Source organism: Mumia sp. ZJ1417 (assembly GCF_014127285.1).
Taxonomy (GTDB): Bacteria; Actinomycetota; Actinomycetes; order Propionibacteriales; family Nocardioidaceae; genus Mumia.
Map to the genome: position 1 here is coordinate 2,495,763 of NZ_CP059901.1, position 25,666 is coordinate 2,521,428.

At 71.2% G+C, this 25,666-nt stretch carries 21 protein-coding genes; 6 read left to right on the forward strand and 15 right to left on the reverse strand.

Going from position 1 to position 25,666, the window contains the following annotated elements:
* Window positions 1–53: 53 nt before the first annotated feature.
* Together H4N58_RS12170 and H4N58_RS12175 are read right to left on the reverse strand one after the other, a co-directional pair.
* Window positions 54–1,685, reverse strand: coding sequence for a helix-turn-helix domain-containing protein (locus H4N58_RS12170; RefSeq protein ID WP_167250507.1), 1,632 nt, complete (start codon window positions 1,683–1,685; stop codon window positions 54–56).
* Window position 1,686: 1 nt separating this feature from the next.
* Window positions 1,687–4,221: a DNA translocase FtsK gene (locus H4N58_RS12175; protein WP_167250505.1), complete on the reverse strand. Its 2,535-nt coding sequence runs from the start codon at window positions 4,219–4,221 to the stop codon at window positions 1,687–1,689.
* Window positions 4,222–4,381: 160 nt separating this feature from the next.
* Here H4N58_RS12175 and H4N58_RS12180 point away from each other — a divergent pair, with 160 nt between their 5' ends.
* Both H4N58_RS12180 and H4N58_RS12185 read left to right on the forward strand, forming a co-directional pair.
* On the forward strand, window positions 4,382–4,969 hold the full coding sequence (locus H4N58_RS12180; protein WP_167250503.1) for a carboxymuconolactone decarboxylase family protein: 588 nt from the start codon (window positions 4,382–4,384) through the stop codon (window positions 4,967–4,969).
* Window positions 4,966–5,841 carry an RNA polymerase sigma-70 factor gene (locus H4N58_RS12185; protein WP_167250501.1) on the forward strand — a complete coding sequence of 292 codons (876 nt, stop codon included), beginning with the start codon at window positions 4,966–4,968 and terminating at the stop codon, window positions 5,839–5,841. Before H4N58_RS12180 ends, H4N58_RS12185 begins: the two co-directional genes overlap by 4 nt.
* Window positions 5,842–5,872: 31 nt before the next feature.
* On the opposite strand, the gene H4N58_RS12190 is transcribed toward H4N58_RS12185, so the two are convergent.
* From H4N58_RS12190 to H4N58_RS12250, 13 genes are all read right to left on the reverse strand, one after another.
* A complete protein-coding gene (locus H4N58_RS12190; protein WP_167003420.1) occupies window positions 5,873–7,129 on the reverse strand; it encodes an arginine deiminase in 1,257 nt (418 codons plus the stop codon).
* 21 nt (window positions 7,130–7,150) lie between these two features.
* Complete coding sequence (locus tag H4N58_RS12195; RefSeq protein ID WP_167250499.1) at window positions 7,151–8,602, reverse strand: basic amino acid/polyamine antiporter; 1,452 nt, start codon at window positions 8,600–8,602, stop codon at window positions 7,151–7,153.
* 366 nt (window positions 8,603–8,968) lie between these two features.
* Window positions 8,969–9,673: a sirohydrochlorin chelatase gene (locus H4N58_RS12200; protein WP_167003424.1), complete on the reverse strand. Its 705-nt coding sequence runs from the start codon at window positions 9,671–9,673 to the stop codon at window positions 8,969–8,971.
* On the reverse strand, window positions 9,670–10,794 hold the full coding sequence (locus tag H4N58_RS12205) for a uroporphyrinogen-III synthase (RefSeq protein ID WP_167003426.1): 1,125 nt from the start codon (window positions 10,792–10,794) through the stop codon (window positions 9,670–9,672). The genes H4N58_RS12200 and H4N58_RS12205 overlap by 4 nt, the downstream gene beginning before the upstream one ends.
* Window positions 10,791–11,276: a nitrite reductase small subunit NirD gene (gene nirD / locus H4N58_RS12210; RefSeq protein ID WP_243845090.1), complete on the reverse strand. Its 486-nt coding sequence runs from the start codon at window positions 11,274–11,276 to the stop codon at window positions 10,791–10,793. The genes H4N58_RS12205 and nirD overlap by 4 nt, the downstream gene beginning before the upstream one ends.
* Window positions 11,273–13,867, reverse strand: coding sequence for a nitrite reductase large subunit NirB (gene nirB / locus H4N58_RS12215; RefSeq protein WP_167250497.1), 2,595 nt, complete (start codon window positions 13,865–13,867; stop codon window positions 11,273–11,275). The genes nirD and nirB overlap by 4 nt, the downstream gene beginning before the upstream one ends.
* 46 nt (window positions 13,868–13,913) lie before the next feature.
* Window positions 13,914–15,545, reverse strand: coding sequence for an FAD-dependent oxidoreductase (locus H4N58_RS12220; RefSeq protein ID WP_208322351.1), 1,632 nt, complete (start codon window positions 15,543–15,545; stop codon window positions 13,914–13,916).
* Window positions 15,542–17,650, reverse strand: coding sequence for a molybdopterin oxidoreductase family protein (locus H4N58_RS12225; RefSeq protein ID WP_255490657.1), 2,109 nt, complete (start codon window positions 17,648–17,650; stop codon window positions 15,542–15,544). The genes H4N58_RS12220 and H4N58_RS12225 overlap by 4 nt, the downstream gene beginning before the upstream one ends.
* A complete protein-coding gene (locus H4N58_RS12230) occupies window positions 17,647–19,026 on the reverse strand; it encodes an MFS transporter (protein ID WP_167003431.1) in 1,380 nt (459 codons plus the stop codon). Before H4N58_RS12230 ends, H4N58_RS12225 begins: the two co-directional genes overlap by 4 nt.
* A gap of 228 nt (window positions 19,027–19,254) precedes the next feature.
* On the reverse strand, window positions 19,255–20,946 hold the full coding sequence (locus tag H4N58_RS12235) for a ribonuclease J (RefSeq protein WP_167250495.1): 1,692 nt from the start codon (window positions 20,944–20,946) through the stop codon (window positions 19,255–19,257).
* Between the two features lie 3 nt (window positions 20,947–20,949).
* Entirely contained in the window at window positions 20,950–21,867 is a 918-nt protein-coding gene (dapA, locus tag H4N58_RS12240; protein WP_167003435.1) for a 4-hydroxy-tetrahydrodipicolinate synthase, read from the reverse strand.
* 179 nt (window positions 21,868–22,046) lie between these two features.
* Window positions 22,047–22,550: a dihydrofolate reductase gene (locus tag H4N58_RS12245; RefSeq protein WP_167250493.1), complete on the reverse strand. Its 504-nt coding sequence runs from the start codon at window positions 22,548–22,550 to the stop codon at window positions 22,047–22,049.
* Window positions 22,547–23,359: a thymidylate synthase gene (locus tag H4N58_RS12250; protein ID WP_167003439.1), complete on the reverse strand. Its 813-nt coding sequence runs from the start codon at window positions 23,357–23,359 to the stop codon at window positions 22,547–22,549. Before H4N58_RS12250 ends, H4N58_RS12245 begins: the two co-directional genes overlap by 4 nt.
* Before the next feature lie 38 nt (window positions 23,360–23,397).
* Between H4N58_RS12250 and H4N58_RS12255 the strand changes: the two genes are divergently transcribed.
* From H4N58_RS12255 to H4N58_RS12270, 4 genes are read left to right on the forward strand one after another with little or no spacing between them, the layout of a single operon-like run.
* Entirely contained in the window at window positions 23,398–23,958 is a 561-nt protein-coding gene (locus H4N58_RS12255) for a GNAT family N-acetyltransferase (RefSeq protein ID WP_167250491.1), read from the forward strand.
* On the forward strand, window positions 23,951–24,595 hold the full coding sequence (locus tag H4N58_RS12260; protein WP_243845089.1) for a DUF2461 domain-containing protein: 645 nt from the start codon (window positions 23,951–23,953) through the stop codon (window positions 24,593–24,595). The genes H4N58_RS12255 and H4N58_RS12260 overlap by 8 nt, the downstream gene beginning before the upstream one ends.
* Window positions 24,585–25,346, forward strand: coding sequence for an AzlC family ABC transporter permease (locus tag H4N58_RS12265; RefSeq protein WP_167250489.1), 762 nt, complete (start codon window positions 24,585–24,587; stop codon window positions 25,344–25,346). Before H4N58_RS12260 ends, H4N58_RS12265 begins: the two co-directional genes overlap by 11 nt.
* The gene (locus tag H4N58_RS12270; protein WP_167003445.1) at window positions 25,343–25,642 is read left to right on the forward strand and encodes an AzlD domain-containing protein; all 300 of its coding nucleotides are present in this window, start codon (window positions 25,343–25,345) and stop codon (window positions 25,640–25,642) included. The genes H4N58_RS12265 and H4N58_RS12270 overlap by 4 nt, the downstream gene beginning before the upstream one ends.
* Window positions 25,643–25,666: the final 24 nt, after the last annotated feature.

Here is a 25,666-nt window from a genome sequence, read left to right on the forward strand (position 1 = left end):
GCAGGTCGTCTGGTGCCCCTGCCCTATGACCTCCGTCCAGCCTATCGCCACCCTCAAGAATCACCGACCGTGGTCGACGCCTTCTCGGAGCCGTCTGCGACGCGCCGCGCCTTGCCACCGTTCACCGCCACTGTGGCGGCGTCGGCCCTTCCGACGGACACCTTGGCGGGCCCGACGACGCTGACGCGCTTGAACTCCCCCTTGGCGATGTCGCCCGTCCAGATCGTCGCGCCCGTCCCGTCGGTGACGGTGATCTTGGTGGGCTTCTTCTCCTTGCCACGGATGAGGAGATGGTTCGTGGTCGGGGCACCGAGACCGGCCAGCGACGACGGGTCGGTAGGCGGCGGCGCGACCTCGGTCGGGACGGCCGCGGGGGCGTCGGCATCGTCCCCGTTGCCGACGACGAGCTGCCCGATCCCCCAGATGATCGCGAGCACGAGGACGACGACAGTCACGGCGAGCCAGCTCCGGCCGCCGCGGGCGACGCGGATGGTCTGCGAGCCCGTCGCACGCTCGGCCTCGAAGACGGCACGAGCCGGGATCGGGGCCTGGGCGTACGAGGCGTCGTAGCGGGCGATCCACGGCGCGGGGTCGGCGCCGAGGGCGCGGGCGAGTGAGCGGAGGTGCCCGCGGGCATAGAAGTCGCCCCCGCAGGCCGACACGTCGTCAGCCTCGAGGGCTTCGATCACGTGAGGGCGGATACGGGTGCGCTCAGCAAGCCCGTCGATCGAGACTCCCGCGCTCTCGCGAGCGGTACGGAGGAGGTCGCCGAGGCCGGGAACGGTCTGCACGGTCTCAGACTCCGCGTCTTCCGGCTCGGACTCGGGCGCTGGCTCGTCGACCACGAGCGGAGGGGCAACGCGTGCCGCCGGGGCATCGATGACCAGCTCGGGGCGGCCACGGCTGGCACGCAGGGCGGTGACGACCTTGTATCCCGGGGCGAGCGCGGAGCTGCCCACGCTCTGGACCAGGCCGAGGTCGATCCGGGCAGGGGCGCTGACGGTGGGTTCGACAAGATCAGGGCCGCCCTCTCGTCCCCGATTCGGTCGATTCTCCACCGGATCCGGCTCGTCATTCGGTGGAGAATCGACCGAATCGGGGACGGGAGGGGCGGGATCGGGGACGGGAGGGATCGAATCGGGGACGGGAGGGACGGGGGCGGCGGGATCGGGTCCGTCCTGCGGATCCGGGTCCGGCTCGACCACGATCTCGTCGTCGCCCGACAGCTGCCGCAGGGCGGCGGCCACGTCCTCGCTGCTCGCCCGTACGGCCAGCCCGAGCGGCACCACGAACGCCGTGCCGTCGGAGGCGACCACGTCGATCGCGCCGTCCGCGAGCAGGCCGCGCGGCTCCGCGAGCACGATGTGGTCGACGTCCGCCCACGGGAAGCCCCGCCACGCGTCACCGTGCCGGACCCGAACCCCGAGCGAGTCCGCGACCAGCAGCGGGCTCCGGGCGTCGAACCAGCCGCGCCCGGCGAGCAGGCCGCCGCCCGCGAGCAGTCCCGCGACCAGCCAGAGCAGCATCGACCCTTCGGCGGCGCGCACGGCGTACGCGATCGCGAGCACACCCGCACCCACCGCGACGAGGGCCAGCACGCCGGCGCTGCGGCGTACCTCCAGCACCTCTCCCGCCCCCGTACCTGCGGGGTCGGGCGTTCGTCCCTGCTCCAGCCGATCCGTCATGTCACTCTCCCCGCAGCGTCTCCAGGACCTCGTCCAGGTCGTCCGGCTTGATCATCACGTCGCGCGCCTTCGAGCCCTCGCTGGGGCCGACGACGCCACGTGACTCGAGGATGTCCATCAGGCGGCCGGCCTTCGCGAAGCCGACGCGCAGCTTGCGCTGCAGCATCGAGGTCGATCCGAACTGCGTGTTGACGACCAGCTCGACGGCCTGCAGCACCAGATCGAGGTCGTCGCCGATGTCGTCGTCGAGATCGCGCTTGGTGGTCTGAGGCGCGGTCACGTCCTCGCGATAGACCGGCTGCAGCTGGTCCTTGCAGTGCTGGACGACCTCGCGGATCTCCTTCTCGGTGATCCAGGCGCCCTGCATGCGCACCGCCTTGTTGGCGCCCATCGGCAGGAAGAGTCCGTCACCGCCACCGACAAGCTTCTCGGCACCGGGCTGGTCGAGGATGACGCGGCTGTCGGCCAGCGACGACGTCGCGAACGCGAGCCGGCTCGGCACGTTCGCCTTGATCAGGCCCGTGACGACGTCGACCGACGGCCGCTGCGTCGCGAGCACGAGGTGGATGCCTGCCGCACGCGCGAGCTGCGTGATGCGGACGATCGAGTCCTCCACATCGCGCGGCGCGACCATCATGAGGTCGGCGAGCTCGTCGACGACGACGAGCAGGTACGGATACGGGGCCAGGACGCGCTCGCTGCCCGGAGGGACCTTCACCGAACCCTCGCGTACGGCCTTGTTGAAGTCGTCGATGTGGCGGAACCCGAAGTTGGCCAGATCGTCGTAGCGCAGGTCCATCTCGCGCACGACCCACTGCAGCGCCTCGGCGGCCTTCTTGGGGTTGGTGATGATCTGCGTGATGAGGTGCGGGATGCCCTCGTACGCGGTGAGCTCCACGCGCTTGGGGTCGACGAGGATCATCCGCACCTCGTCGGGCGTCGAGCGCATGAGCACCGACGAGATCATCGAGTTGATGAAGCTCGACTTGCCCGAGCCGGTGGCGCCAGCGACGAGGAGGTGCGGCATCTTCGCCATGTTGGCGACGACGAACCCACCCTCGACGTCCTTGCCGAGGCCCACGACCATCGGGTGGTGGTCGCTGCGCGCCCGGTTGGAGCGGAGCACGTCGCCGAGGGAGACGGTCTCCTTGTCGGTGTTGGGGATCTCGATGCCGATCGCTGACTTGCCGGGGATCGGCGAGAGGATGCGCACCTCGTTGGAGGCGACGGCGTACGAGATGTTCTTGGCGAGCGCGGTGATCTTCTCGACCTTGACGCCCTGGCCCAGCTCGATCTCGTACCGGGTGACCGTCGGGCCTCGCGTGTAGCCGGTGACCTCGGCATCGACGGCGAACTCCTCGAGCACGGTCGTGAGCCGAGCGACGACGGCGTCGGAGGCCGCGGTACGCGCCTTGTGCGGGGTGCCCTCGCGGAGCATGTCGTTGGCCGGGAGGGTGTAGACGATGTCGCCGGACAGCGCGAGCTGCTCGGCGCGTGCCGGCAGCGGCGTCATCGGCGGCAGCTCGACCGGCTCGTCGTCGGGCGGGGCAGCCGCCGCGGGGACCTCCACGCCGACGGTGTCGTCGTCGGGGCTCGGCGCGTTCTTGGCCTTGGCCTTGCCCTTGCGGGCCCCGGTGTCGATGGTCGGCTCGTCGTCGGCGCCGACGACGAGCGGGTTGTCGTACGGGACGTCGCTGCCGGCACCGCCGCGCGGCGCGCGCTTGCGGGCGGGCCCGGCGGGGGCGGCATCGGGCTCGACGTGACGGCGGCCGAGGAGCAGGTCGCGTGCGCCGCGGATGCGGTCGGGGATGCGGTAGACGGGCGTGCCTGTGACGACCAGCAGACCGAAGAACGCCAGCAGGACCAGCAGAGGAACGGTCACGTACGACGTGCGGAGCAGGTCGTCGAGCAGCTTGGAGACGCCGAAGCCGATCGCGCCACCCGCATCGCGGATGCCGTCGCCACCCGCCTCGGACGGCTTGGGGATGCCGTTGGCGATCGAGACGATCCCGAGCGTGCCACCGGCGAGGGCCGCCCAGCCAATCACCTGGCGGCCGAGCGGACCGTTGGCCTCCGGGTCGCGCATCGTCCGGGCGCCGACCACGAACAGCGCCAGCGGCACGGTCCAGGCGAGCAGGCCGACGCTGTTGGAGACGGCCTCGGCGACGGCAACGGTGACCGGGCTGTCGACCTGGAACCACACGGCCCCGACGACGACCACGCCGAGCCCGATGAGCGCGAGACCGATCCCGTCGCGGCGGTGTTCCGGGTCGAGGTCGCGTGCGGCCGTGCCGATGCTGCGGATGACTGCCCCGGTCATGCGGGCGAGGCCCATCCAGAGGGCACCGATGCCGCGCCCGATCACGCTGAGGGCACGGACGAACGGACCAGGGCCGGTCCTCGGCGGCGGGGCCGGCGGCTGACGCTTGGTCGAGCCACGGCCGCGCTGCTGCGGACGTCGGTCCTGGCCTCCGGACGACCGCGAGCTCTTCTTCTTGGACGACCCTCGCGGTGGGGAAGACGTACGGCTCGCCATGCTGGCGAGCCTAAGGGCGCGCCACGCCGTTCTGCGGTATCCCACGCCGGGCGTCCCCGCCGTTCCGTACGGGCCGTCCGTCGGCGGGCGCGCGGCCGGCTGTCACACGTCGACGTCGGGCGGTGTCTTCATGCCAAGACCACCCCACCGAGGAGGAAACATGACCACCACCCGCGTACCGCCAACCGAGATCACCGGCCTGTACGGCGCCGCCGTGAAGAGGTTCAGCCGCAAGATGTTCGGTGACGTCCCCGAAGGGCTCGGCGTGCTCTGGAACAACCCGCCGGTCCTCAAGGCCAGCCTCTCCCTCAGCACGAAGACCGCGAAGTGGGACAAGTGCGACAAGAGCCTCAAGTCATACGCCCACATGGCTGTCGCCTCACTGATCGGCTGCTCGTTCTGTCTGGACCTCGGCTATTTCCAGTCGCACCACGAGGGACTCGACGTCGACAAGGCCCGCGAGGTGCCGCGGTGGCGCGAGTCCGACGTGTTCACGTCGCTCGAGCGTGACGTCCTGGAGTACGCCGAGGCGATGTCGCAGACGCCGCCGACCGTGACGGACGCGCTGTCCGCACGGCTGCTCGACCAGCTCGGCGCGCCGGCGCTCGTCGAGCTGACGACCTGGATCGCGATCGCCAACCAGATGGCCCGCGGCAACGTCGCGCTCGGCATCGAAGGTCAGGGCTACGCGGCCGCCTGCGGTCTGGCACCGCTCGCGACCCCGAGCGGCGTAACGTCGCCGGCATGACCGACCCGTTCGTGGCCCACCGCAGCCTCCTGTTCACGGTCGCGTACGAGATGCTCGGCTCCGCTGCGGACGCCGAGGATGTCGTCCAGGACACGTGGCTGAGGTGGGCCGGGCTCGACACGTCCGCACGGGCCGAGGTCCGCGACCCGCGCGCCTTCCTCGTCCGGATCGTGACCCGCCAGTCGCTCAACCGGATGCGCACAGTGTCGCGGCGCCGGGAGGACTACGTCGGCCAGTGGCTCCCCGAGCCGCTGCTGACCAGCCCCGACGTGGCCGACGACGTCGAGCTCGCCGAGAGCGTGTCGTTCGCGATGCTCACCGTGCTCGAGACGCTCGCGCCGACCGAGCGGGCCGTGTTCGTGCTGCGCGAGGTGTTCGAGGCCCCGTACGACGAGATCGCGGAGGCCGTCGACAAGTCTCCGGCTGCGGTGCGGCAGATCGCGCACCGTGCCCGTACGCGGGTCGCCGAGCGGCGCCCGCGCGCGACGGTGGACCGGGGGCAACAGGAGGCGGTCGTCCAGCAGTTCATGGCGGCGCTGAGCGGAGGAGACCTGCAAGCACTGATGGACGTGCTCGCACCCGACGTCGTCGCGGTGGGCGACGGAGGCGGGCTCGCCCCCGCAGCCAAGCGGCCGATCGTCGGCGCCGACCGTGTGGCGCGTCTGCTGATGGCGTTCTCGCGGCAGCAGGCCGCGTACACGATGTCGCCGACGTGGCTCAACGGTGCACCTGCGGCGCGGGTCGATCTCGATGGCGCGGCCGCCGGCGTGGTCAGCGTGGTGGTCGAGGACGGCCGGATCACGCGCCTCTACGCCGTCGCGAACCCGCACAAGCTCGGCCGACTCGGCGAGGAGGCCGCGCTGACGCGCTGAGCCAGCGCCCCGCCCACCACCGCCCGTACGGTCAGAAGGCCACCGGATCGCGCACGATCGGGCACGTCATGCAGTGCCCGCCCCCGCGCCCGCGCCCGAGCTCGGCGCCGACGATCGTGATGACCTCGACCCCGGCCTTGCGCAGCAGCGCATTGGTCTCCGTGTTGCGGTCGTACGTGAACACGACCCCGGGCTCGAGCGCGACGGCGTTGTTGCCGGAGTCCCACTGCTGGCGCTCCGACGCATACACGTCGCCCCCGGTCTCGATCACCCGCAGCTCCGGCAGCCCGAGCGACTGCGCGACGACCTCGACGAACCGCCCCTCCCCCTCGTCGACGACCTCGACGCCAGGCTCGGTGTCGCTCGGAAAGAGCGAGAACGTGTGGACGGCGTCCATGATCCGCGGGTACAGCGTGACGACGTCGCGGTCGGCGAACGTGAAGACGGTGTCGAGGTGCATCGCGGCGCGCAGCTTCGGCATCCCCGCGACCACGACGCGCTCGGCCGCGCCCTGCGCGAACAGCGCCTGCGCCACCTGCGTGATCGCGTGCCGCGAGGTGCGCTCGCTCATGCCCATGAGCACGACGCCGTTGCCGACGGGCATGATGTCGCCGCCCTCGAACGTCGCCTGCCCCCAGTCGAGCTCCGGGTCACCCCACCAGACGGTCGAGCCGACGAAGTCCGGGTGGAACCCGTAGATCGCCTTCATCAGCAGCGTCTCGTCGTGCCGTGCCGGCCAGAACAACGGGTTGAGCGTCACTCCTCCGTACAGCCAGCACGTCGTGTCACGGGTGTAGAGCGTGTTGGGCAGTGGCGGCATCAGATACTCCTGGACGCCGGTCGACTCGCGCGCCATCGCCAGGTACGAGGTCCGGTAGTCCTCGGGCAGGTCCACCGTCGCCATGCCGCCGATCAGCAGCTCGGCGAGGGCCGCCGGGGTGAGCGTCTCGAGGTACGACCGGGTGCCGTCGAGGAGCCCCAGCCCGACCTCGTTCGCGACGATCTTGCGGTCGAGCAGCCAGTCACGTGCCTCGGGGACGGCGACCGTCTGCGCGAGCAGGTCGTGCAGCTCGACGACCTCGACGCCACGGTTCGTGAGCTTGTTGACGAAGTCGGCGTGGTCGCGCTGCGCGTTCTCGACCCACATCACGTCGTCGAACAGCAGGTCGTCGGCGTTCGTCGGGGTGAGCCGCCGGTGCGCGAGCCCGGGACGACAGACGAGCACCTTGCGGAGCCGGCCGACCTCGGAGTGGACTCCGTACGAGCCTGCGGGGGCCGTTTCGGTCATGGCGGTGCCTTTCTGAGGAGGTCAGAGGGTGATGCGGCCGGTCCAGAGCGCGGTGACAGCGGCGATCGCTCCGACGACGATGAGGACGAACAGCGCGATCTCGGTGGGGGTGAACAGGCGGCGCCCGTTCTCGGTGCGCGCCTTGACGTACAGGAGCGTCGCCGGAGCGAGGATCAGCGTCGACAGCAGGAGGAACTCGAGCCCGGCGGCGTCGAAGAGGAACAGCGTGTACGCCGTGGCGATACCGGCGACGATCGTCTCCGTACGACGTGTGCGGGCGGAGACACCCTCGTACGCCTCGCCCGTCAGGCCGAGCTTGAGGGCGTACGCGGCGGCGAGGAGGTACGGCAGCAGCGCGAGGCTCGTGCTCAGGTCGAGCATGAAGTTGAGCGCGTCCTCGATGACGAGGGTGAGCGCGAGGAGTGCCTGGACGCCGAGCGACGTCACAACGAGCGCCGTGATGGGGGTGCCCTTCTCGTTCTCCTGGCCGAGGAACCGCGGGAAGTCGTCGTTGCGTGCCGGGATGTACATGACCTCGGCGGCCATCAGGGTCCACGCGAGATAGGCCCCGAGCACCGACACGATGACCGCGGCGCTGATGAAGACCTCGCCCCAGTTGCCCACGACCGACTCGAAGACGCCGACCATCGAGGGCTGGCGGGTGTCGGCGAGCTCCGGCTGCGGCATCACCGAATAGCTGGACAGCGTGACGAGCGCGAACAGCGACAGCACGCTGAGGAACCCGAGCACCGTCGCGCGTCCGACGTCGGAGCGCTTCTTGGCGTAGCGCGAGTAGACGCTCGCGCCCTCGATCCCGATGAACACGAACGTCGTGATGATCATCGTGTTGCGGACCTGCTCGTCGAGGTTGCCGAGGTCGCCGTAGCCGTACGCGGTCCAGTTGTCGGCGAACACGCCCGCGTCGAAGTTCGCGAACAGCACGATGATGAACACGATGATCGGGAGGATCTTGAAGACGGTGACGATCCGGTTGATGATCGCCGCGTCGCGCACCCCGCGGGCGATCAGGTAGTGGAAGCACCACACGCCCGCCGTCCCCAGCGCCACCGCGAGGAGCGTGTCGCCGTCGCCGAAGCCGTCGAAGAACGCGCCGAGCGTGGCGGTGATGAACACCCAGTAGAACGTGTTGCCCGCGACCGCACTCGCCCAGAACCCGATCGCGGAGTTGAAACCCGCATAGTCGCCAAACCCTGCCTTGGCGTAGATGAACACACCAGAGTCGAGGTTGGGTTTGCGGATCGCGAGGTTCTGGAAGACGAAGGCCAGCATCAGCATGCCCGCACCCGCGATCGCCCACGCGATGAGCGACCCGAGGATGCCCGTCGCGACGCCGAACCGCGCCGGCAGCGAGAACACGCCCGCGCCGACCATGCCGCCGACCACCATCGCGGTGAGCGTCGGGAGGCTCATCTTGTTGGCCGTCGACGGTGCCTCTGCGTCAGTCGCGCTCATGGCTCTCCCTGACTCGTGTTGTCAGGGGTGAGGCTAGGGGTGCGGGCGCTGCGCCGCACGGCAAGCGCACGTGGCGGCGGCGGGCTGGGCGGATGCGCGACCACGACTGAAGGTCACTCCACCGACGGATCCAGCGAGACGGTGACGCGTTCGGCCCACAGCCGCGCCGAGATCTCCAGCGTCACCAGGTCGACGTAGCGCCCATGGACTGACAGATCCGCCACCTGCCCCCGTGCGTCAACGGGGAACCCTCTGGGTCGCGATCCTCGGGTCCAGCAGGGTCCCATTCGTCGACACGTGCACGAGCGAACTCGTACAGGTTCCCGGGCACGATCACACCAACGACCTCACGCCGCCCGGACCGCGTCACGCCGCGTGTGCGTACGCCTGCGGGCGGGCGTCGAGGAAGCGGCGTACGACGAGGCCCGTGAGTCGCGCATCGGGCTCGGCGCCGTCGAGCAGCGGGGCGCTCACCAGATCGGCACCGACCTCGTCGAGGCGGTCACGGAACCAGCCGGGCGCGAGGAGGTACGAGGCGACGGCGACGCGCGCGTACGGGTACCGCCGACGCTCCTCCGCCACGACGGCAGCCACCGTGTCGCGACCGGCGCCGACGTGCCCCAGCGCGACAGGGCGGCCGAGCGCCGTCGCAAGCAGCGCCGCCGCCCGCTCGGTGTCACGGCGCGCCAGCGGGTCCGACGAGGCAGCGGCGGCGAGCACGACGCGGTCGCTCGTCCCCATGCCCGCCTGACGTAGGCGTTTCGCGAGCAACCCCGCGAGCACCGGGTCCGGACCGAGCGCAGGCGCCGCCACGACGTCCTCACGTTCCGCGACGGCTGCGGCGATGTCGACGTGGACGTGGTACCCCGACGACAGCAGCAACGGAACCACGACGGTCGGTCCACCGGTATCCGTGACGACCTCCGCGACCTGCGGGTGCTGCACGTCGACAAACGTCGGCGCGACCGCGAGCCCCGGCAGCGCACCGGCGACCGCGTCGACGAGCCCCGCGATCGCTGCCTGCCCTGCGCGGTCACGCGTGCCGTGGCTGCACGCCACCAGCGTCGTCATGCCCGCCCTCCCTGGTCGAGGTTGATCCGGTAGCCGCGCTTCACCACGGTCTCCACGACCGGACGCCCACCGAACGCCTCCCGCAGTCTCGCGACGGCGACCTCGGCGGTGTGCGGGTCGGTCGAGCATCCCGGCAGCACGCGCAGCAACGCCTCGCGTGAGACGACCGCACCCGGCACCGCGACCAGCGAACGCAGCACCGCGAGCCCACTGGGTGAGACGCCGACGACGTCGTGGTCGAGCGTCGCTGCCCGCGCGCGAAGCCGGAGCGCGCCAGCCGCGGTCTGGGTCGCTTCGTGGTCGTCCCCGAGGTGCATGATGAGCGTGCGTACGAGGGACCCGAGGCGCCCACGGTCCGGGATGATCGGGTCGAGCCCCGCCACACGAAGCGGCTCCGCGGTGACCGGGCCGACAGCCGCCGAGGTCAGCACGCCGGAACGGCCGAGCGCGATGACATCCTCCAGGACACCCGCCGCTCGCGCCGCCGTGATCCATGCGGCAGCGCCCGGGGCGGACGTGAAGACCACGGCGTCGTACGCTCCCGCGGCCGCGTCGCGTACGGAGGCGACGACGGCATCGGGGTCCGGCGGCGGACCCCAGCGATAGACGACGAGCCCCACCGGCTCCCCGCCCGCAGCGCGTAGCCGCTCCTCGAGGCCGTCGTCGCCGGCACCGTGGTGCTGCACGACGATCCGCTGGCCGGCAACACCTTCGGTGCAGAGGAAGTCCGCGATCTCGGCCGACGTCTCCGACTCCGCGACCCAGTCGGGGACGAGCCCGGCGGCCTGAAGCGCGCCGCGCGCCTTCGGGCCACGCGCGACCAGCCGCGTACGGGAGAGCGCGACGACCAGCGCCTCCCCCAGTCCGGCGGCTTCGGCGGTGTCCAGCCACGAGCGGAACCCGATGCCGGTCGTCACGACGACGACGTCCGCCGAATCCGCGACGAGCTCGCGGGTGCGTTCCAGCAGGGTGTCCTCGTCGATCTGCGACTCCACGCCCAGCGCCGAAGCGACCGAGACGACGGCGCCCCTGCGGCCCAGCGCCATCGCCAGGTCGTCCGCACGGCGCTGCGCGGTGACGAGGACTGATGTCCCGGAGAGGACCGCACCGAGAGGCGTCATGGCGCCGGCGGGGCCGCGGACGAACCGACGGTTGAGCCAGTCGAAACCCCGACAGGCGTGGTCTCGACAAGCTCGAGCGACGAAAGCGGCTCGAGCGACGACGGCCGCGGCTCGAGCAGCGGGGTGGCGGCGACCTCGACGACGCCGTCGACGACACGGGTCGCCCAGACGCCGACCGAGACCGCCGGGTTTTCGACCGCGGCGCCGTCGTCGAACCGGAACCGCTGCTTGTGCATCGGCGAGACCACCACCGGGACGTCGCCGACCGTGCCGACCAGACCGCGCGCCATCACGTTCGCCCCGCTGTACGGGTCGCGGTGCCCGATCGCGCGCACGACGTCGGGCTCACCCGCCAGCCGGAACAGCGCGACCTGCCGGCCGTCGACCAGCGCGGCCGCTCCGCGGTCGGGGAACAGCGCGTCGAGCGCGCAGACGCGTACCCACGTCGCGACCTCGCGCTCGGTCAGAGACGCAGCACTCACGAGCGAACCTCCAGCGTCGTCCCGGCGATCAGCGTCGCGCGCTCCTGCGCATTGGCGGGTCGGCGTTGACCGCGCTCGGCGACGTAGACCAGGTCCGGGTCAGGGGTGTCGGGGCTGTTGACGAAGCTGGCGAACTTGCGCAGCTTGTCGGGATCGGCGAGCGTCGCTGCCCACTCGTCCTCGTACTTCTCGACGTGCACCGCCATCGCTGCGTCGAGATCGGCGGCGATCCCGAGACTGTCGTCGAGCACCACCGATCGTACGTGATCCAGGCCGCCCTCGACCGCTTCGAGCCACGGGGCGGTCCGCTGGAGCCGGTCGGCGGTGCGGATGTAGTACATGAGGAACCGGTCGACCGTCCGTACGAGCTCCTCGGTCGAGAGGTCCTCGGCGAACAGCTGCGCGTGCCTCGGGGTGAAGCCGCCGTTGCCGCCCACGTAGACGTTCCAGCCCTTCTCCGTCGCGATCACGCCCACGTCCTTGCCGCGCGCCTCGGCACACTCGCGGGCGCAGCCGGAGACGCCGAGCTTGATCTTGTGCGGCGAACGCAGCCCGCGATAGCGCAGCTCGAGAGCGATCGCGAGTCCGACGGAGTCCTGCACTCCGAAACGGCACCACGTCGAGCCGACGCACGACTTCACGGTGCGCAGCGACTTGCCGTACGCGTGGCCGGACTCGAACCCCGCGTCGACGAGCCGCCTCCAGATCGCCGGGAGCTGCTCGATCCGCGCGCCGAACAGGTCGATCCGCTGGCCGCCGGTGATCTTCGTGTAGAGCCCGAAGTCCGCGGCGACCTGCCCGATCGCGATCAGTCCCTCGGGCGTTACCTCGCCGCCGGGGATGCGCGGGACGACGGAGTACGTCCCGTCCTTCTGCATGTTGGCCATCACGTGGTCGTTGGTGTCCTGCAGCGCCGCCGCCTCGCCGTCGAGGACGTGCCCGGTCTCCAGCGAGGCGAGGATCGACGCCACGACGGGACGGCAGATGTCGCAGCCACGCCCGGTGCCGTGGGCGGCGACGAGCTCGGAGAACGTACGGATGCCGGTGACCCGTACGACGTCGAAGAGCTGCGCACGGCTCATCGCGAAGTGCTCGCACAGCGCGTTCGAGGTCGCGATGCCGGCGGCGGTCAACTCCTCGTCGAGCAGCTTCTTGACGAGCGGAAGGCACGATCCGCAGCTCGTACCGGCCTTCGTGCAGCCCTTGAGCGTGCCGAGGTCGTGGCAGGGCTCACCATTGGCCTCCCCCCGCACCGCGCACCGGATCGCTCCCGCGGTCACGTTGTTGCACGAGCACACCGCCGCAGCGTCGGGCAGCGACCCACCGGACACCGGCGTCACGCCGTCCGGCACCAGCCACGCCGTCGGGTCGCCCCCGAGCTCGCTGCCGACCATCGGCCGCAGCGACGCGTACGCCTCCGCGTCGCCGACGAGGATGCCGCCGAGCAGCGTCTTGGCGTCGTCGGACATCACGAGCTTCTTGTAGACGCCGCCGACCGGGTCCGCGTACACGACCTCGAGGCTGCCCTCTGTGCCCGCGAACGCGTCGCCGAAGCTCGCGACGTCGACGCCGAGCAGCTTGAGCTTGGTCGAGAGGTCGCCGCCGGTGAACGTCGCGTCCCCGCCGAGCAGCCGGTCCGCGATCACCTCGGCCATCGCGTAGCCAGGGCCAACGAGACCCCACGTGCGACCTCCGATGTGCGCGACCTCACCGATCGCGAACACGTGCGGGTCGTCCGTACGGCACGCGTCGTCGCACGCCACTCCCCCGCGCTCGCCGATCGCGAGACCCATCGCCCGGGCAAGCTCGTCCCGTGGGCGGACGCCGGTGGCGAACACGACGACGTCGGCGTCGATGCTGCCTCCCCCGTCGGCGAAGTCCATCGCACGAACGGTGCCGCTGCGGCCGACTCGGATACGTGAGGTCGCCGTCGAGGTGCGGACCTCGACCCCCAGCTGCTCGATGATCCGTCGCAGCGTCCGTCCGCCGGCCTCGTCGACCTGCATCGGCATCAGCCACGGCGCGAACTCGACAACCGTGGAGTCCGCACCGAGCGCCCGGAGCGCGCCCGCGGCCTCGAGGCCGAGGAGCCCGCCGCCGACGACGGCGCCGCGTACGGGCCGGTCGAGGCGCGCGGCGAGCTCGTTGACGTACGCACGCAGCTCAGCGACGTCGTCGACCGTGCGATAGACGAAGCACCCGGGGGTGTCCTTGCCCTCGACCGGCGGCACCATCGCGTACGAGCCGGTTGCGAGCACCAGCGCGTCGTACGGGTACGCCCGGCCGCGGGCGGTGACCGTACGGGCGTCCTTGTCCACCGCGGTCACCCTCACACCGCGGTGGAGCCGGATGCCGTCGGTCGCCCACAGCGACGGGTCGCCGAGGACGAGGTCGTCGGGGTCGCGGTCGGAGAAGAACGACGTCAGCGCCACCCGGTCGTACGGGGGCCGGCTCTCCTCGCCGAAGACGTCGATGGTCCAGGTGTCGGCACCGCCGCGACCGACGAGCGCCTCCACCAGGCGGTGCGCGACCATGCCGGCACCGACGACGACGAGGCGCTTGCGTGTGGCGGAGTCGGTGGCGGAGCCCATGTCGATCACCGTAGGAACGGGGTGTTTCGGGTCCTGACTCATCGGGTTACGCACCCTTCACAACGGGCTCACGCGAGGGCGTGGCGGTCTGTGAGCCGCCCTCACCGCCGGTCGAGACTCCCTCACCGCCGGTCGAGCCGCCCTCACCGGCGGTCGAGCCTGTCGAGACCACCAGCCAGTCCGCGATCCCACGCACGAGCGACACGCAGCCCCCGCAGCCGGTGGTCGCGCGCGTGGTGGCCGCGAGCGCGTCGACGGAGCACGCCCCGCCGTCCCACGCCGCGACCAGGTCACGCTTGGTCACGCCGTTGCAGCGGCACACCGTCGTGCTGCCCGGCATCGTGGTGGGCGACCCGGCGGCGGCGTCGGCCTGCCCGGCGCTCGGCGCGAGGAGCTGCAGCGGGTCGAGCGGGACGACGCCCGGCCGCCCGTACTGGACGCTCAGCGACGCTGCGAGCTCGGCGGCTCCGAGGCAGGTCATCCCGACCAGCTCGTCGCCGTCGAGGACGACCTCCACGTAGCGGCGCGCGTACGGGTCGCTCATCGTCAGCACCCGCGCCCCGTCGGCGCAAGACGCCTTCCGCCCCATCGCGACGAGGCTGAGCCCGGCCGCCTTGAGGCGCATGGCGGCGCCGTCGACGACCACGGGTGCAGGGTCGGCCGCGGTGCCGCCGTCGGTGAGCCGCCGAGCGAGTGCGCGGGCCTGCTCCCACCCGGGTGCGACGAGCCCTGAGACCCCCGACGGCGTCTGCGCGCAGTCGCCGATCGCGTGGATCGCCGGGTCGTATGTGGTCGTCAGGTCGTCGCCGACGACGATCCCGTGGGCGACCTCGAGTCCGGCGGCACCCGCGAGGGCGGTCTCGGGGACAGCCCCGGCCGCGAGGACGACGAGGTCAGCCGCGAGCGTACGACCGTCGTCGAGCACCACCGCCTCCACGTGGCCGCCTCGTCCCCTCCACGATTTGACGGGTTCTCCACCGGTTGAGGGCACCGATTGGGGGGACAACCCGTCAAATCGTGGAGGAGCGCAGGTCACGCCCGCGAGCGCGGCGTTGCCGTGGAACGTGATGCCGAGGTCGGAGACCGCGTCGGCGAGCAGCCGGCCGGGCGCGGGGTCGAGGTCGCGGTCGAGGAGGTGCCCCGCGAACGAGATCACCTCCACCGCGACTCCCCGCAGCCGCATCCCGCAGGCGACCTCGACACCGAGCGGACCGCCCCCGACGACGACGGCACGCCGGGCGTTGAGCGCGGCGGCGGTGATGCCGCGGGCGTCGTCGACCGAGCGCAGCGCGAAGACGCCACCGGGCAGCGGGTCGCCCGGAGCGCCGTCGAGGCCCGGGACGCGCAGCACCCGCGCCCGCGCGCCGGTCGCCAGGACGAGGTGGTCGTACGGGATGGGCTCGCCGTCCACCCACACCGTACGGGCGCCACGGTCGATCCCGTCCACCCGCGCGCCGAGCCGTACGGTCACCCCGGCCGGCCGCGGCAGCACGAGGCTCGCGAGCTCCGCGCGCCCGGCGACGAGCTCGGTGAGCAGGATCCGGTTGTACGGCTCGTACTCCTCCTCCCCCAGCACCAGCACGTCGAACCGTCCCTCGCGGTCGGCGCGTGCGAGCTCCTCGGCGAATCGGGTGCCGACCATGCCGGCCCCGACGACCACCACCCGCTCGCGCGTCACTGTGCTGCCTCGACGGTCACGGCGGACACCTTGAACTCCGGCATCCCCGAGATCGGGTCGGTGGCCGCGCTGGTGACACTGTTGACCCGCTCGAGCCCCGCGAAGTGGAACGGGGCGAACACCGTGTCCGGCCGGATGTCCGCGCTGATCCGCGCCTGCGCGACCATCGAGCCGCGACTCGACGTCACCCGGATCTCCTCCACGCCCTCGATGCCGAGCCGCGCGGCGAGCAGCGGATGGAGCTCGACGTACGCCGCGGGCGCCGCGTCCCGCAGGCGCGCGACGCGGCGGGTCTGGGCGCCGGACTGGTAGTGCTGGAGCACCCGCCCGGTCACGAGGAACAGCGGAGCGGCGCGCGTCAGGTCGTCCACCCGCCCAGTCGGCTCGACCGCCACCATCCGTGCCCGGCCGTCCACATGGGCGAAGCCGTCCGCGAACAGCCGCGGCGTGCCCGGATGGGCCTCATCGGGGCACGGCCAGAACAGCGCCTCGCCCGCGTCCAACCGGTCGTACGAGATGCCGGCGTAGTCGGCACGCCCCCCGGCCGACGCGCGCCGTAGCTCGTCGTACACCTCGCGCGGGTCGGTCGGCAGCGACACCGTGGCCCCGAGCCGCGCCCCCAACCCGGCCAGGATCTCGAGCTCGCTGCGCACCCCCGGCGGTGGCGTCACGGCGGCCCGGCGACGGATCACCCGGCCCTCGAGGCTCGTCATCGTGCCCTCCTCCTCCGCCCACTGCGTCGTCGGCAGCACGAAGTCGGCCAGCATCGCGGTCTCCGACGGCACGAAGTCGCAGACCACCAGCAGGTCGAGCGCCCGCAGCCGGTCGGTCACAGTCCGCGCGTCGGGGGCGCTGACCACGAGGTTGGACCCGTGGACGAACAGCGCCCTCGGGCCGTCATCCGTGCCGAGGCCCATCAGCAGCTCGACGGCAGGCACGCCCTTGCCCGGCAGCGAGTCGGGGTCGACGCCCCAGACCTCGGCCACGTGCGCCCGCGCCGCAGGGTCGTCGATCATCCGGTAACCGGGCAGCTGATCCGACTTCTGCCCGTGCTCGCGCCCACCCTGGCCGTTCCCCTGCCCCGTGATGCAGCCGTACCCGCTCCCGACCCGCGCCGGCAGGCCGAGGCACAGCGCGAGGTTGATCGCCGCGGTCACCGTGTCCGTACCGTCCGTGTGCTGCTCGGCGCCGCGTCCGGTCAGCACGTACGCGCCTGCGCCGCCGTGGCACGGGGCGGCCGCCGCGAGGCGCCGCGCGATCCGGCGCAGGCGCCCCTCGTCGATGCCGGTGGCCGACGCGACGCGCTCCGGCCACCACGCGGCGACGCTGCGCCGGACGTCGTCGAGGCCGTTCGTACGGTCGTCCAGATACGCCGCGTCCGCGAGACCCTCGGCGAGCACGACATGGGTCAGCCCGAGGAGCAGCGTCAGGTCCGTCCCGGGGACGAGCGCGAGGTGCTCTCCGGCACCGTCGTCGGTCAGGCGTGCGGTCGCACTGCGCCGCGGGTCGACGACGACGAGCCCACCTTGCGCACGTGCATGGGACAGGTGCTGCACCGCCGGCGGCATCGTGTCCGCGAGGTTGCTCCCGAGCAGCAGCACCGCGTCGGCAGCGTTGAGGTCCTCCAGCGGGAACGGAAGGCCGCGATCGATCCCGAAGGCGCGGTTGCCGGCTGCGACCGCCGACGACATGCAGAAGCGGCCGTTGTAGTCGATGAACCGCGTCCGCAGCACCGTGCGGGCGAACTTGCCGAGCGCGTAGGCCTTCTCGTTGGTCAGCCCTCCCCCACCGAAGACCGCGATCGCGTCCCGTCCGTGGGCCTGCTGGAGTGCGGTCACGCGTGCCGCGATCTCGTCGAGCGCGTCGTCCCAGGAGACCTCCTCGTAGCGGCCGTCGGCGGTACGACGCAGCGGTGCGGTGATCCGGTCGGGCGTACGGAGGAGGTCAGCGCTCGTCCAGCCCTTCTGGCACATCCCGCCCCGGTTGGTCGGGAACTCCCGAGGCGAGGCGGCCAGGTCGCCGCTCGCCTCGGGAGCCAGCCGCATCGCGCACTGGAGTGCGCAGTACGGGCAGTGGGTGTCTGTTGACGCAGCGGTGCTGGTCACACGTGTGCCTTCGCCATCGCGGCTCCCGGCCGCAGGTAGGCGCACCACGTGACGGCGAGCATCGCCGCGTACACCCCCACGTACACGAACATCGCCGGCTCGATCGAGCCCGTCGCCTCAGACGCCCACGAGTAGACGCGCGGGACGAAGAACCCGCCGAACGCGCCGACCGCCGAGATGATGCCGATCGCGGCCGCCGCCTCGCGCTTGGCCCGCAGCGTGCCCTCCGCTCCTTCGGTGGCGGTCGCGCGGAAGATCGCAGGGATCATCCGGTACGTCGAGCCGTTGCTGACGCCGGTCGCGACGAACAGCACCAGGAACGAGGCCAGGAAGAACGCGAAGGAACCGGCCCGCAGCGCGAAGATCGCGGCGAGCACGCCGACGCCCATCACCACGAAGCTCGCCGCCGTCACGGCCGCACCGCCGACCCGGTCGGACAGGCGCCCGCCGAACGGCCGGGCCAGCGACCCGACGAGCGCGCCGAGAAACGCCCAGGACGTCGGGTTCACGTCGGCGAACTCCATCTTGATGAGCATTGGGAACGCCGCCGCGTACCCCATGAACGAGCCGAACGTGCCGATGTAGAGGAAGGCCATCACCCAGGTGTGCGGGCGCTTCGCAGCCGCCGCGGAGGTCGAGAAGTCGGCTTGGGCGGTGCTGAGGTTGTCCATCGCCTTCCACGCGAGGAACGCGGCGAGCAAGATCAGCGGGACCCACATCAGACCGGCCCGCCAGAGCACGAGCCCTCCGCCGGCGGTGACGACCGCTGTGACGACGAAGGGCGCCTGGACGACCGCGACGCCGATGTTGCCGCCGGCCGCGTTGAGCCCGAGGGCCCAGCCCTTCTCCTTCTCGGGGTAGAAGTACGAGATGTTCGTCATCGACGACGCGAAGTTGCCGCCGCCGAAGCCCGCCGTGGACGCAACCAGCAGCAGGACCCAGAACGGGGTGTCGGGCCGCTGGACGACGATCGCGAGCCCGGTCGTCGGGATCAGCAGCAGCAGCGCCGAGACAATCGTGAAGTTGCGGCCCCCGAAGAGCCCGACCGCGAACGTGTACGGGAGGCGCAGCGTCGCCCCCACGAGACTCGGCACGGCGACGAGCCACAGCAGCTGCGAGTTCGTGAGCGAGAAGCCGGCGGCGTTGAGGTTCACCGCGACGATGCTCCAGAGCATCCACACGGAGAACCCGAGGTGCTCGGCGAGGATCGAGACGATCAGGTTCCGGCGGGCGACCGGGCGCCCCGTACCCTCCCAGAACTCCGCGTCCTCAGGGTCCCAGTGGTCGATCCAGCGGCCGGTACGACGGCGTACCGGGGAGGTCGTCGTGCTCGCGGGCGTGGTGCTCGGCTCGGTGCCGAGGGTGGGCAGCGCCATGACGGGCTCCTGGAGGCGGAGGGGCCCGGCCGGATGCCGGACACCGTACCCAGGACGCTACGAACGCCGTGTTTCCGGCCCGTTGCCCTGCGGGTGGCGGGTCCGTAACCGTCCTCGCACAGCCTCGTACGCCCCCGTGTGAGGCGCCCGCGACGTGACGCTCCCCCGCAACGTCATACGTTCCGTGGCCCCTGGACCACGGAACGTATGACGTCAGAGAGCGGAGGCTCAGGCCTCCAGGACCACGGGCACGATCATCGGGCGACGCCGGTGCGCGCCCGAGACCCAGCGGCCGACCGTACGGCGGATGATCTGCTGGAGCTGGTGGGTGTCGTACGTCCCGTCGGCAACGGCGCTCGCGAGCGCCTGCTCGATCTGGGGCACGATCGCCTGGAACACCGAGTCGTCCTCGGCGAACCCCCGCGCCTGGATCTCCGGGCCGCTGACCAGCTTGCCGGTCGACGAGTCGATGACGACCATGACCGAGATGAAGCCCTCCTCGCCGAGGATCCGGCGATCCTTGAGCTCGGACTCGGTGATGTCGCCGACCGACGAGCCGTCGACGTAGATGTAGCCACAGTCGACCTTGCCGGTGACGCGCGCCCGTCCGTCGATGAGGTCGACGACGAAGCCGTCCTCCGCGATCACGACGCGGTCGGGCTCGACGCCCGTCGCACGCGCCAGCGCCGCGTTGGCGTGGAGGTGACGCATCTCGCCGTGCACGGGCATGACGTTGCTCGGCTTGACGATGTTGTAGCAGTAGAGCAGCTCGCCTGCGGACGCGTGACCGGAGACGTGCACGAGCGCGTTGCCCTTGTGGACCACGTTCGCGCCGAGCCGGATCAGTCCGTCGATCACGCGGTAGACCGCGTTCTCGTTGCCAGGGATCAGCGAGCTCGCGAGCACGACGGTGTCACCGGGCTCGATGCGGACCGAGTCGTGCGAGTTCGCGGCGATGCGCGACAACGCGGCCATCGGCTCGCCCTGCGACCCCGTCGAGACGAGAACGAGCTCCTCGGGGCGGTACTCGGAGACCTTGCGCCCGTCGACGATCACGCCGTCCGGCACGTGGAGGTAGCCGAGGTCGCGCGCAATCTGCATGTTGCGGATCATCGACCGGCCGATGTAGGCGACCTTGCGTCCGTGCTTCACCGCGGCGTCGAGGATCTGCTGGACGCGGTGCACGTGCGAGGCGAAGCACGCCGTGATGATCCGCTGCTGGCTCTGCGCGAAGACGCGGTCGAGCACCGGCGAGATGTCGCGCTCGGTGGTGGTGAACCCCTGCACGTCAGCATTCGTCGAGTCGGTGAGGAACAGGTCCACCCCCTCCTCACCGAGCCTCGCGAACGCCCGCAGGTCGGTGATGCGCCCGTCGAGCGGGAGCTGGTCCATCTTGAAGTCGCCGGTGTGGATCACCAGGCCGGCGGCCGTACGGATGGCGACGGCGAGCGCGTCGGGGATCGAGTGGTTGACCGCCACGAACTCGAGGTCGAACGGCTCCATCGAGAGCGTCTCGTCCTCGGCGACGACGTACTTCGGCACGTCCTTGATCCGGTGCTCGCGGAGCTTGGAGTCGACGAGCGCCAGCGTGAGCTTGGAGCCGACCAGAGGAATGTTGCTGCGCTCACGGAGAAGGTAGGGGACGCCGCCGATGTGATCCTCGTGGCCGTGGGTCAGCACGATCGCGACGATGTCGTCGAGGCGGTCCCGGATCGGCGCGAAGTCGGGGAGGATCAGGTCGACGCCGGGCTGGTGGTCCTCGGGGAACAGGACGCCGCAGTCGACGACGAGCAGCTTGCCGGCGTGCTCGAAGACGGTCATGTTGCGCCCGATCTCTCCGAGGCCACCGAGCGCGATCACGCGCAGGCCGTCGGCGGGCAGCTCCGGCGGGGCGCCGAGCTCGGGATGGGGATGGCTCATCGATCAGTCCTTCAGCAGAGTGGCGTCACGGAGCACCTGGGCCAGCGTCGCCACCTGCTCGTCGGTCGCGTCCACGTACGGGGAGCGGGTCGTGCGGTTCTGGATCACACCGAGCAGCTGCATCGCCGCCTTGGCCATGATCGCGCCCTGCGAGGTCGGCGACATGATCGTGGCGACGACGTCGAGGAGCTCGTCGTTGATCGTACGGGCGTCGACGAGGCGGCCGTCATCGACCGCCCTCACCATCGAGGCGTACTGCGAGGCAGCGACGTGGCTGACGACCGAGACGACACCGGCGGCGCCGTACGCGAGCCAGGCGAGGTTGAGCGGGTCGTCGCCGGAATACCAGGCGAGACCGGTCTCGCGCATGAGGCGCACCCCGGAGGCGAGATCGCCGACCGCGTCCTTGACCGCGACGATCGCCTCGTGCTGCGCGATCTCCGCGTAGGTCTCGGGCGCGATGCGGACGACGGCACGGCCCGGGATGTCGTAAAGCATCACCGGGACGCCTTCGCCCGCATCGGCCACGGTCGTGAAGTGGCGAACGAGGCCGGCCTGCGGCGGCTTGTTGTAGTAGGGCGACACGAGCAGCATGCCGTGGGCACCCAGCTCGGCAGCCTGGCGGGCCAGCCGCGCCGACGCCTGCGTGTCGTTGTTGCCGACGCCGGCGACGACGGAGGCGCGGTCACCGACCGCCTCGAGGACCGCGGCCAGCAGGCGGCCGTCCTCTTCGGGGTTGGTGGTGGGCGACTCGCCGGTCGTCCCGCTCACCACGATGCCGTCGGAGCCTTCGTCGACGAGGTAGGTCGCCAACTTCTTGGCGGCGTCGAGGTCGAGGGCGCCGTCCGGGGTGAACGGCGTCACCATGGCGGTCAGCACCCGGCCGAACGGGGCCTCAGGTCTGGCGAGCGGAGAGGTCATATGTCCCACGCTACCGCTTGGGCGGGACGGACTGTGGGGCCGGTCAAACCAGCGAACCCGGACATGGAATGTCCCGGTGCTGCCCGTTCGGGGGCCCGGGCAGCACCGGGACACTCAGAACATCGCCCGAAGCCAGAACGGCGTTACGGCCGATCACGAGCCACGTATTGTGACCTGTGTCACACCCGCTCGTACGTCGCGATCCGGTAGCCGTCGTAGGGGATCGCGTCGATCTCGCACCACTGCGACCAGTCCACCTCGGGGAACCACGCATCGCCCTCAGGGGCCGCGTCGACGAGGGTCAGCACCATCCGGTCGGCCTGGTCGAGCGTCTGCCTGTAGATCTGCTCGCCGCCGATGACGAACACCTCGCCGCCGAGCTGAGCGGCGAGGTCGAGAGCCCCGTCGACGTCGTTGCTGACGACCACGTCGTCCGGCCCCTTCCAGCCCGTACGGCGGGTGATGACGACGGACGTGCGGTCGGGCAGCGGGCGCCCGATCGAGTCGTAGGTCTTGCGCCCCATCACGAGCACGTGGCCGGTCGTAAGGGCCTTGAACTGCTTGAGGTCGCCGGTGCGTGGCCACGGCAGGTCGCCGTCGCGCCCGATGACGCCGTTGGTGCCGACGGCGGCGACGAGCGTGATGCGGGCGTGGCGCTGCGCGCCCAGATCGCGAGGGGTCATACGGCGATGGGCGCCTTGATGCCCGGGTGAGGGTCGTAGCCGGCGAGCTTGACCGAGTCGAGCGTGAAGCCGTCGATCGAGGTGACACCGGGGTCGAGCTCGAGCTGCGGGAGCGGCCGAGGCTCGCGCGACAGCTGCTCGCGGGCCTGGTCGAGGTGGTTGAGATAGAGGTGCGCGTCGCCGAGCGTGTGGACGAAGTCGCCCACCTCGAGCCCGGTCACCTGAGCCACCATGTGGGTCAGCAGGGCGTACGAGGCGATGTTGAACGGGACGCCGAGGAACACGTCACCCGAGCGCTGGTAGAGCTGGCACGACAGGCGACCGGGCCCGCCGTCCTCCCCCGGCGCGACGTAGAACTGGAACATCGTGTGGCACGGCGCCAGCGCCATGTCGGGCAGGTCGGCGACGTTCCAGGCGCTCACGATGTGGCGACGCGAGTCGGGATCGCCGACGAGGGCGTCGATCACGCCCTGGAGCTGGTCGACGTGCCGCCCGCCCGGAGCCGGCCACGAGCGCCACTGGTAGCCGTAGATCGGGCCCAGCTCACCCTGCTCGTCTGCCCACTCGTCCCAGATCGAGACGCCGTTCTCTTTGAGATAGGCGGTGTTGGTGCTGCCCGCGATGAACCACAGGAGCTCGGCCACGACGGACTTCACGTGGACCTTCTTGGTGGTGACCAGCGGGAAGCCTTCACGCAGGTCGAACCGCATCTGGTGGCCGAACACGCTGAGCGTGCCGGTGCCCGTACGGTCGTCCTTGCGGACGCCGTCGTCGAGGATCCGTTGAACGAGGTCGAGGTAGGCGCGCACGTTCTCACGCTACGACACCGACCTGACACAATCGAGCAGTGACTACCGCCGACACCAGTGTCCGGGTCGCGTGGCGCGCCGACGCCCCCGCGATCGCCTCCCTACAGGCCGACGCGTGGCGGGAGCGATACGGCCCGGTGCTGCCGCCGGAGATCGTCGCGCAGATCGTCCCCGCCCTGTTCGAGGAGAAGTGGGTCGCCTCGCTCGACAAGCCCGGCGACGCCCGCAACCGGGTCCTCGTCGCGCTCGAGCACAGCACCGTACGCGGGTTCGCCGTCACGGGGCCCTCGAGCGACGACGATGCCGACCCGGTCGCCGACGGCGAGGTCAGCGAGCTGACGGTCTCCCCCGCCCGCCGCGGCGCCGGCCACGGCTCACGGCTCCTGCAGGCCTGCGCCGACACGCTGCGTGCCGACCGGTTCGTCCGGGCGACGATGTGGCTCGACGCCTCCGACGACGCGATGCGCGGGTTCGTCACCGGCACCGGATGGGCGCCTGACGGCGCGCACCGCGAGGTCGACCCGGTGGGCGACGGGGTCGTTCTCCTCAGGCAGGTCCGCCTGCACACGATGCTGGGCGGTGACGAGGACGGTGACTGACACCGACCACGTGCCGGTCGGCTTCACCGTCGCCGCCGCCGACTTCTACGAGGACCTCGAGAACGACAACTCCCGCACGTTCTGGACCGCCCACAAGGACGACTACGACACGCTGGTGCGGCGCCCGATGCTGGCACTCACCGCCGCGCTCGCCGACGAGTTCGGTGCGGCCAAGGTGTTCCGGCCATACCGTGACGTGCGGTTCAGCGCCGACAAGACCCCTTACAAGACCCATCAGGGCGCCTTCGTCGCGACCGAGCCGGCCACCGGCTACTACGTCCAGATCGACGCGTCGGGGCTGCGGGTCGGAGCCGGCTGGTACGACGCGACCGCCGAGCGCAAGCACCGCTTCCGTACGGCGGTCGACGACACGCGCAAGGGTGCCGAGCTCGAGCGGCTGCTCGGCCGGCTCACCGCCGACGGGTTCGAGCTCGGCGGCGACCGCGTCAAGACCCAGCCGCGCGGCTGGTCCGCGGAGCATCCCCGCATCGAGCTCCTGCGGCACAACACGCTCACGCTCATGCGCTGGTACGGCACGCCCGAGTGGATGGGCACCCCCGGACTCGCCACGCGGGTCGCCGACGACTGGCGGGCATTGACCCCGCTCCTGGACTGGCACGCACGACATGTCGGCTGAGGCGCCCGCGCCCAGCGACCGCAGCGTCGTCATCGACTCGCTCGGGGTCGGCCTGGCCACGGGTGCTTACGGGATCAGCTTCGGCGCGATCGGGACGGCCTCGGGGCTGACGGTCCTCCAGACGTGCGTGCTGTCGCTGCTGATGTTCAGCGGGGCGTCACAGTTCGCGTTCGCGGGTGTGGTGGCCTCGGGCGGCAACCCGTTCACCGGCGCGGTCACCGCGGTCCTCCTCGGCAGCCGCAACAGCTTCTACGGGCTCGGACTGGCGCCGCGGCTGCGGGTGCACGGCTGGCGGCGACTGCTCTCGGCGCAGATCGTCATCGACGAGTCCACCGCGATGGGTGTCGCCCGCACGACCGACCGGCACGCTCGGATCGGCTTCTACGTCACGGGCGTCTCGATTTTCATCCTCTGGAACCTCATGACGTTCGTCGGCGCCCTCGCCGGAAACGCTCTCGGCGACCCCCGGACGTACGGGCTCGATGCCGCCGTGGGCGCCGCGTTCCTGGCGCTGCTGTGGCCCCGGCTGACGGCGTGGCCGCAGCGCACGGTCGCGATCGTCGGCGCGCTCGTGGCCATCGGCACGGTGCCGCTCTCCCCCGCAGGCGCGCCGATCATCATCGGCGGTGCCGTCGCCGTCGCCCTCGGGATCTGGATCACCCGTCGCAGCACCGACGCCGAGATCACCGACGCGCTCGAGCACCCCGAGGAGCCGCACCACCACGATCACCACGAGAGGGGCGAGTCGTGATCTGGTGGGCCATCATCGCGGCGTCGCTCGCGTGCTACGGACTCAAGCTCGCCGGGCTCTCCATACCCGACCGTGCCCTCGAGCATCCGCTGACCGTCCGTGTCGCGGCGCTCATCCCGGTCGGGCTGCTCGGTGCGCTGATCGCGGTGCAGGTGTTCGGCGACGGGCAGTCGCTCGTGCTGGACGCACGGGTGGTCGGGCTCGGTGTCGCGGTGCTGCTCCTGGTCGTACGGGCGCCGTTCCTCGTCGTCGTGGGCGCAGCCGCCCTCGCGGCCGCCCTCGTACGCCTGCTCTGACGCCGTCCGCGTCCGCGTTGTGAA

Excerpts from the sequence above, each read along its gene's own strand:
- H4N58_RS12170 (WP_167250507.1), bottom strand. The coding sequence starts at position 1,685 with ATGACGGATCGGCTGGAGCAGGGACGAACGCCCGACCCCGCAGGTACG.
- H4N58_RS12205 (WP_167003426.1), bottom strand. The coding sequence starts at position 10,794 with ATGACGCCTCTCGGTGCGGTCCTCTCCGGGACATCAGTCCTCGTCACC.
- nirB (WP_167250497.1), bottom strand. The coding sequence starts at position 13,867 with ATGGGCTCCGCCACCGACTCCGCCACACGCAAGCGCCTCGTCGTCGTC.
- H4N58_RS12190 (WP_167003420.1), bottom strand. The coding sequence starts at position 7,129 with ATGACCGAAACGGCCCCCGCAGGCTCGTACGGAGTCCACTCCGAGGTC.
- H4N58_RS12230 (WP_167003431.1), bottom strand. The coding sequence starts at position 19,026 with ATGGCGCTGCCCACCCTCGGCACCGAGCCGAGCACCACGCCCGCGAGC.
- dapA (WP_167003435.1), bottom strand. The coding sequence starts at position 21,867 with ATGACCTCTCCGCTCGCCAGACCTGAGGCCCCGTTCGGCCGGGTGCTG.
- H4N58_RS12185 (WP_167250501.1), top strand. The coding sequence starts at position 4,966 with ATGACCGACCCGTTCGTGGCCCACCGCAGCCTCCTGTTCACGGTCGCG.
- H4N58_RS12175 (WP_167250505.1), bottom strand. The coding sequence starts at position 4,221 with ATGGCGAGCCGTACGTCTTCCCCACCGCGAGGGTCGTCCAAGAAGAAG.
- H4N58_RS12195 (WP_167250499.1), bottom strand. The coding sequence starts at position 8,602 with ATGAGCGCGACTGACGCAGAGGCACCGTCGACGGCCAACAAGATGAGC.
- H4N58_RS12180 (WP_167250503.1), top strand. The coding sequence starts at position 4,382 with ATGACCACCACCCGCGTACCGCCAACCGAGATCACCGGCCTGTACGGC.
- H4N58_RS12265 (WP_167250489.1), top strand. The coding sequence starts at position 24,585 with ATGTCGGCTGAGGCGCCCGCGCCCAGCGACCGCAGCGTCGTCATCGAC.
- H4N58_RS12235 (WP_167250495.1), bottom strand. The coding sequence starts at position 20,946 with ATGAGCCATCCCCATCCCGAGCTCGGCGCCCCGCCGGAGCTGCCCGCC.
- H4N58_RS12200 (WP_167003424.1), bottom strand. The coding sequence starts at position 9,673 with ATGACGACGCTGGTGGCGTGCAGCCACGGCACGCGTGACCGCGCAGGG.
- H4N58_RS12245 (WP_167250493.1), bottom strand. The coding sequence starts at position 22,550 with ATGACCCCTCGCGATCTGGGCGCGCAGCGCCACGCCCGCATCACGCTC.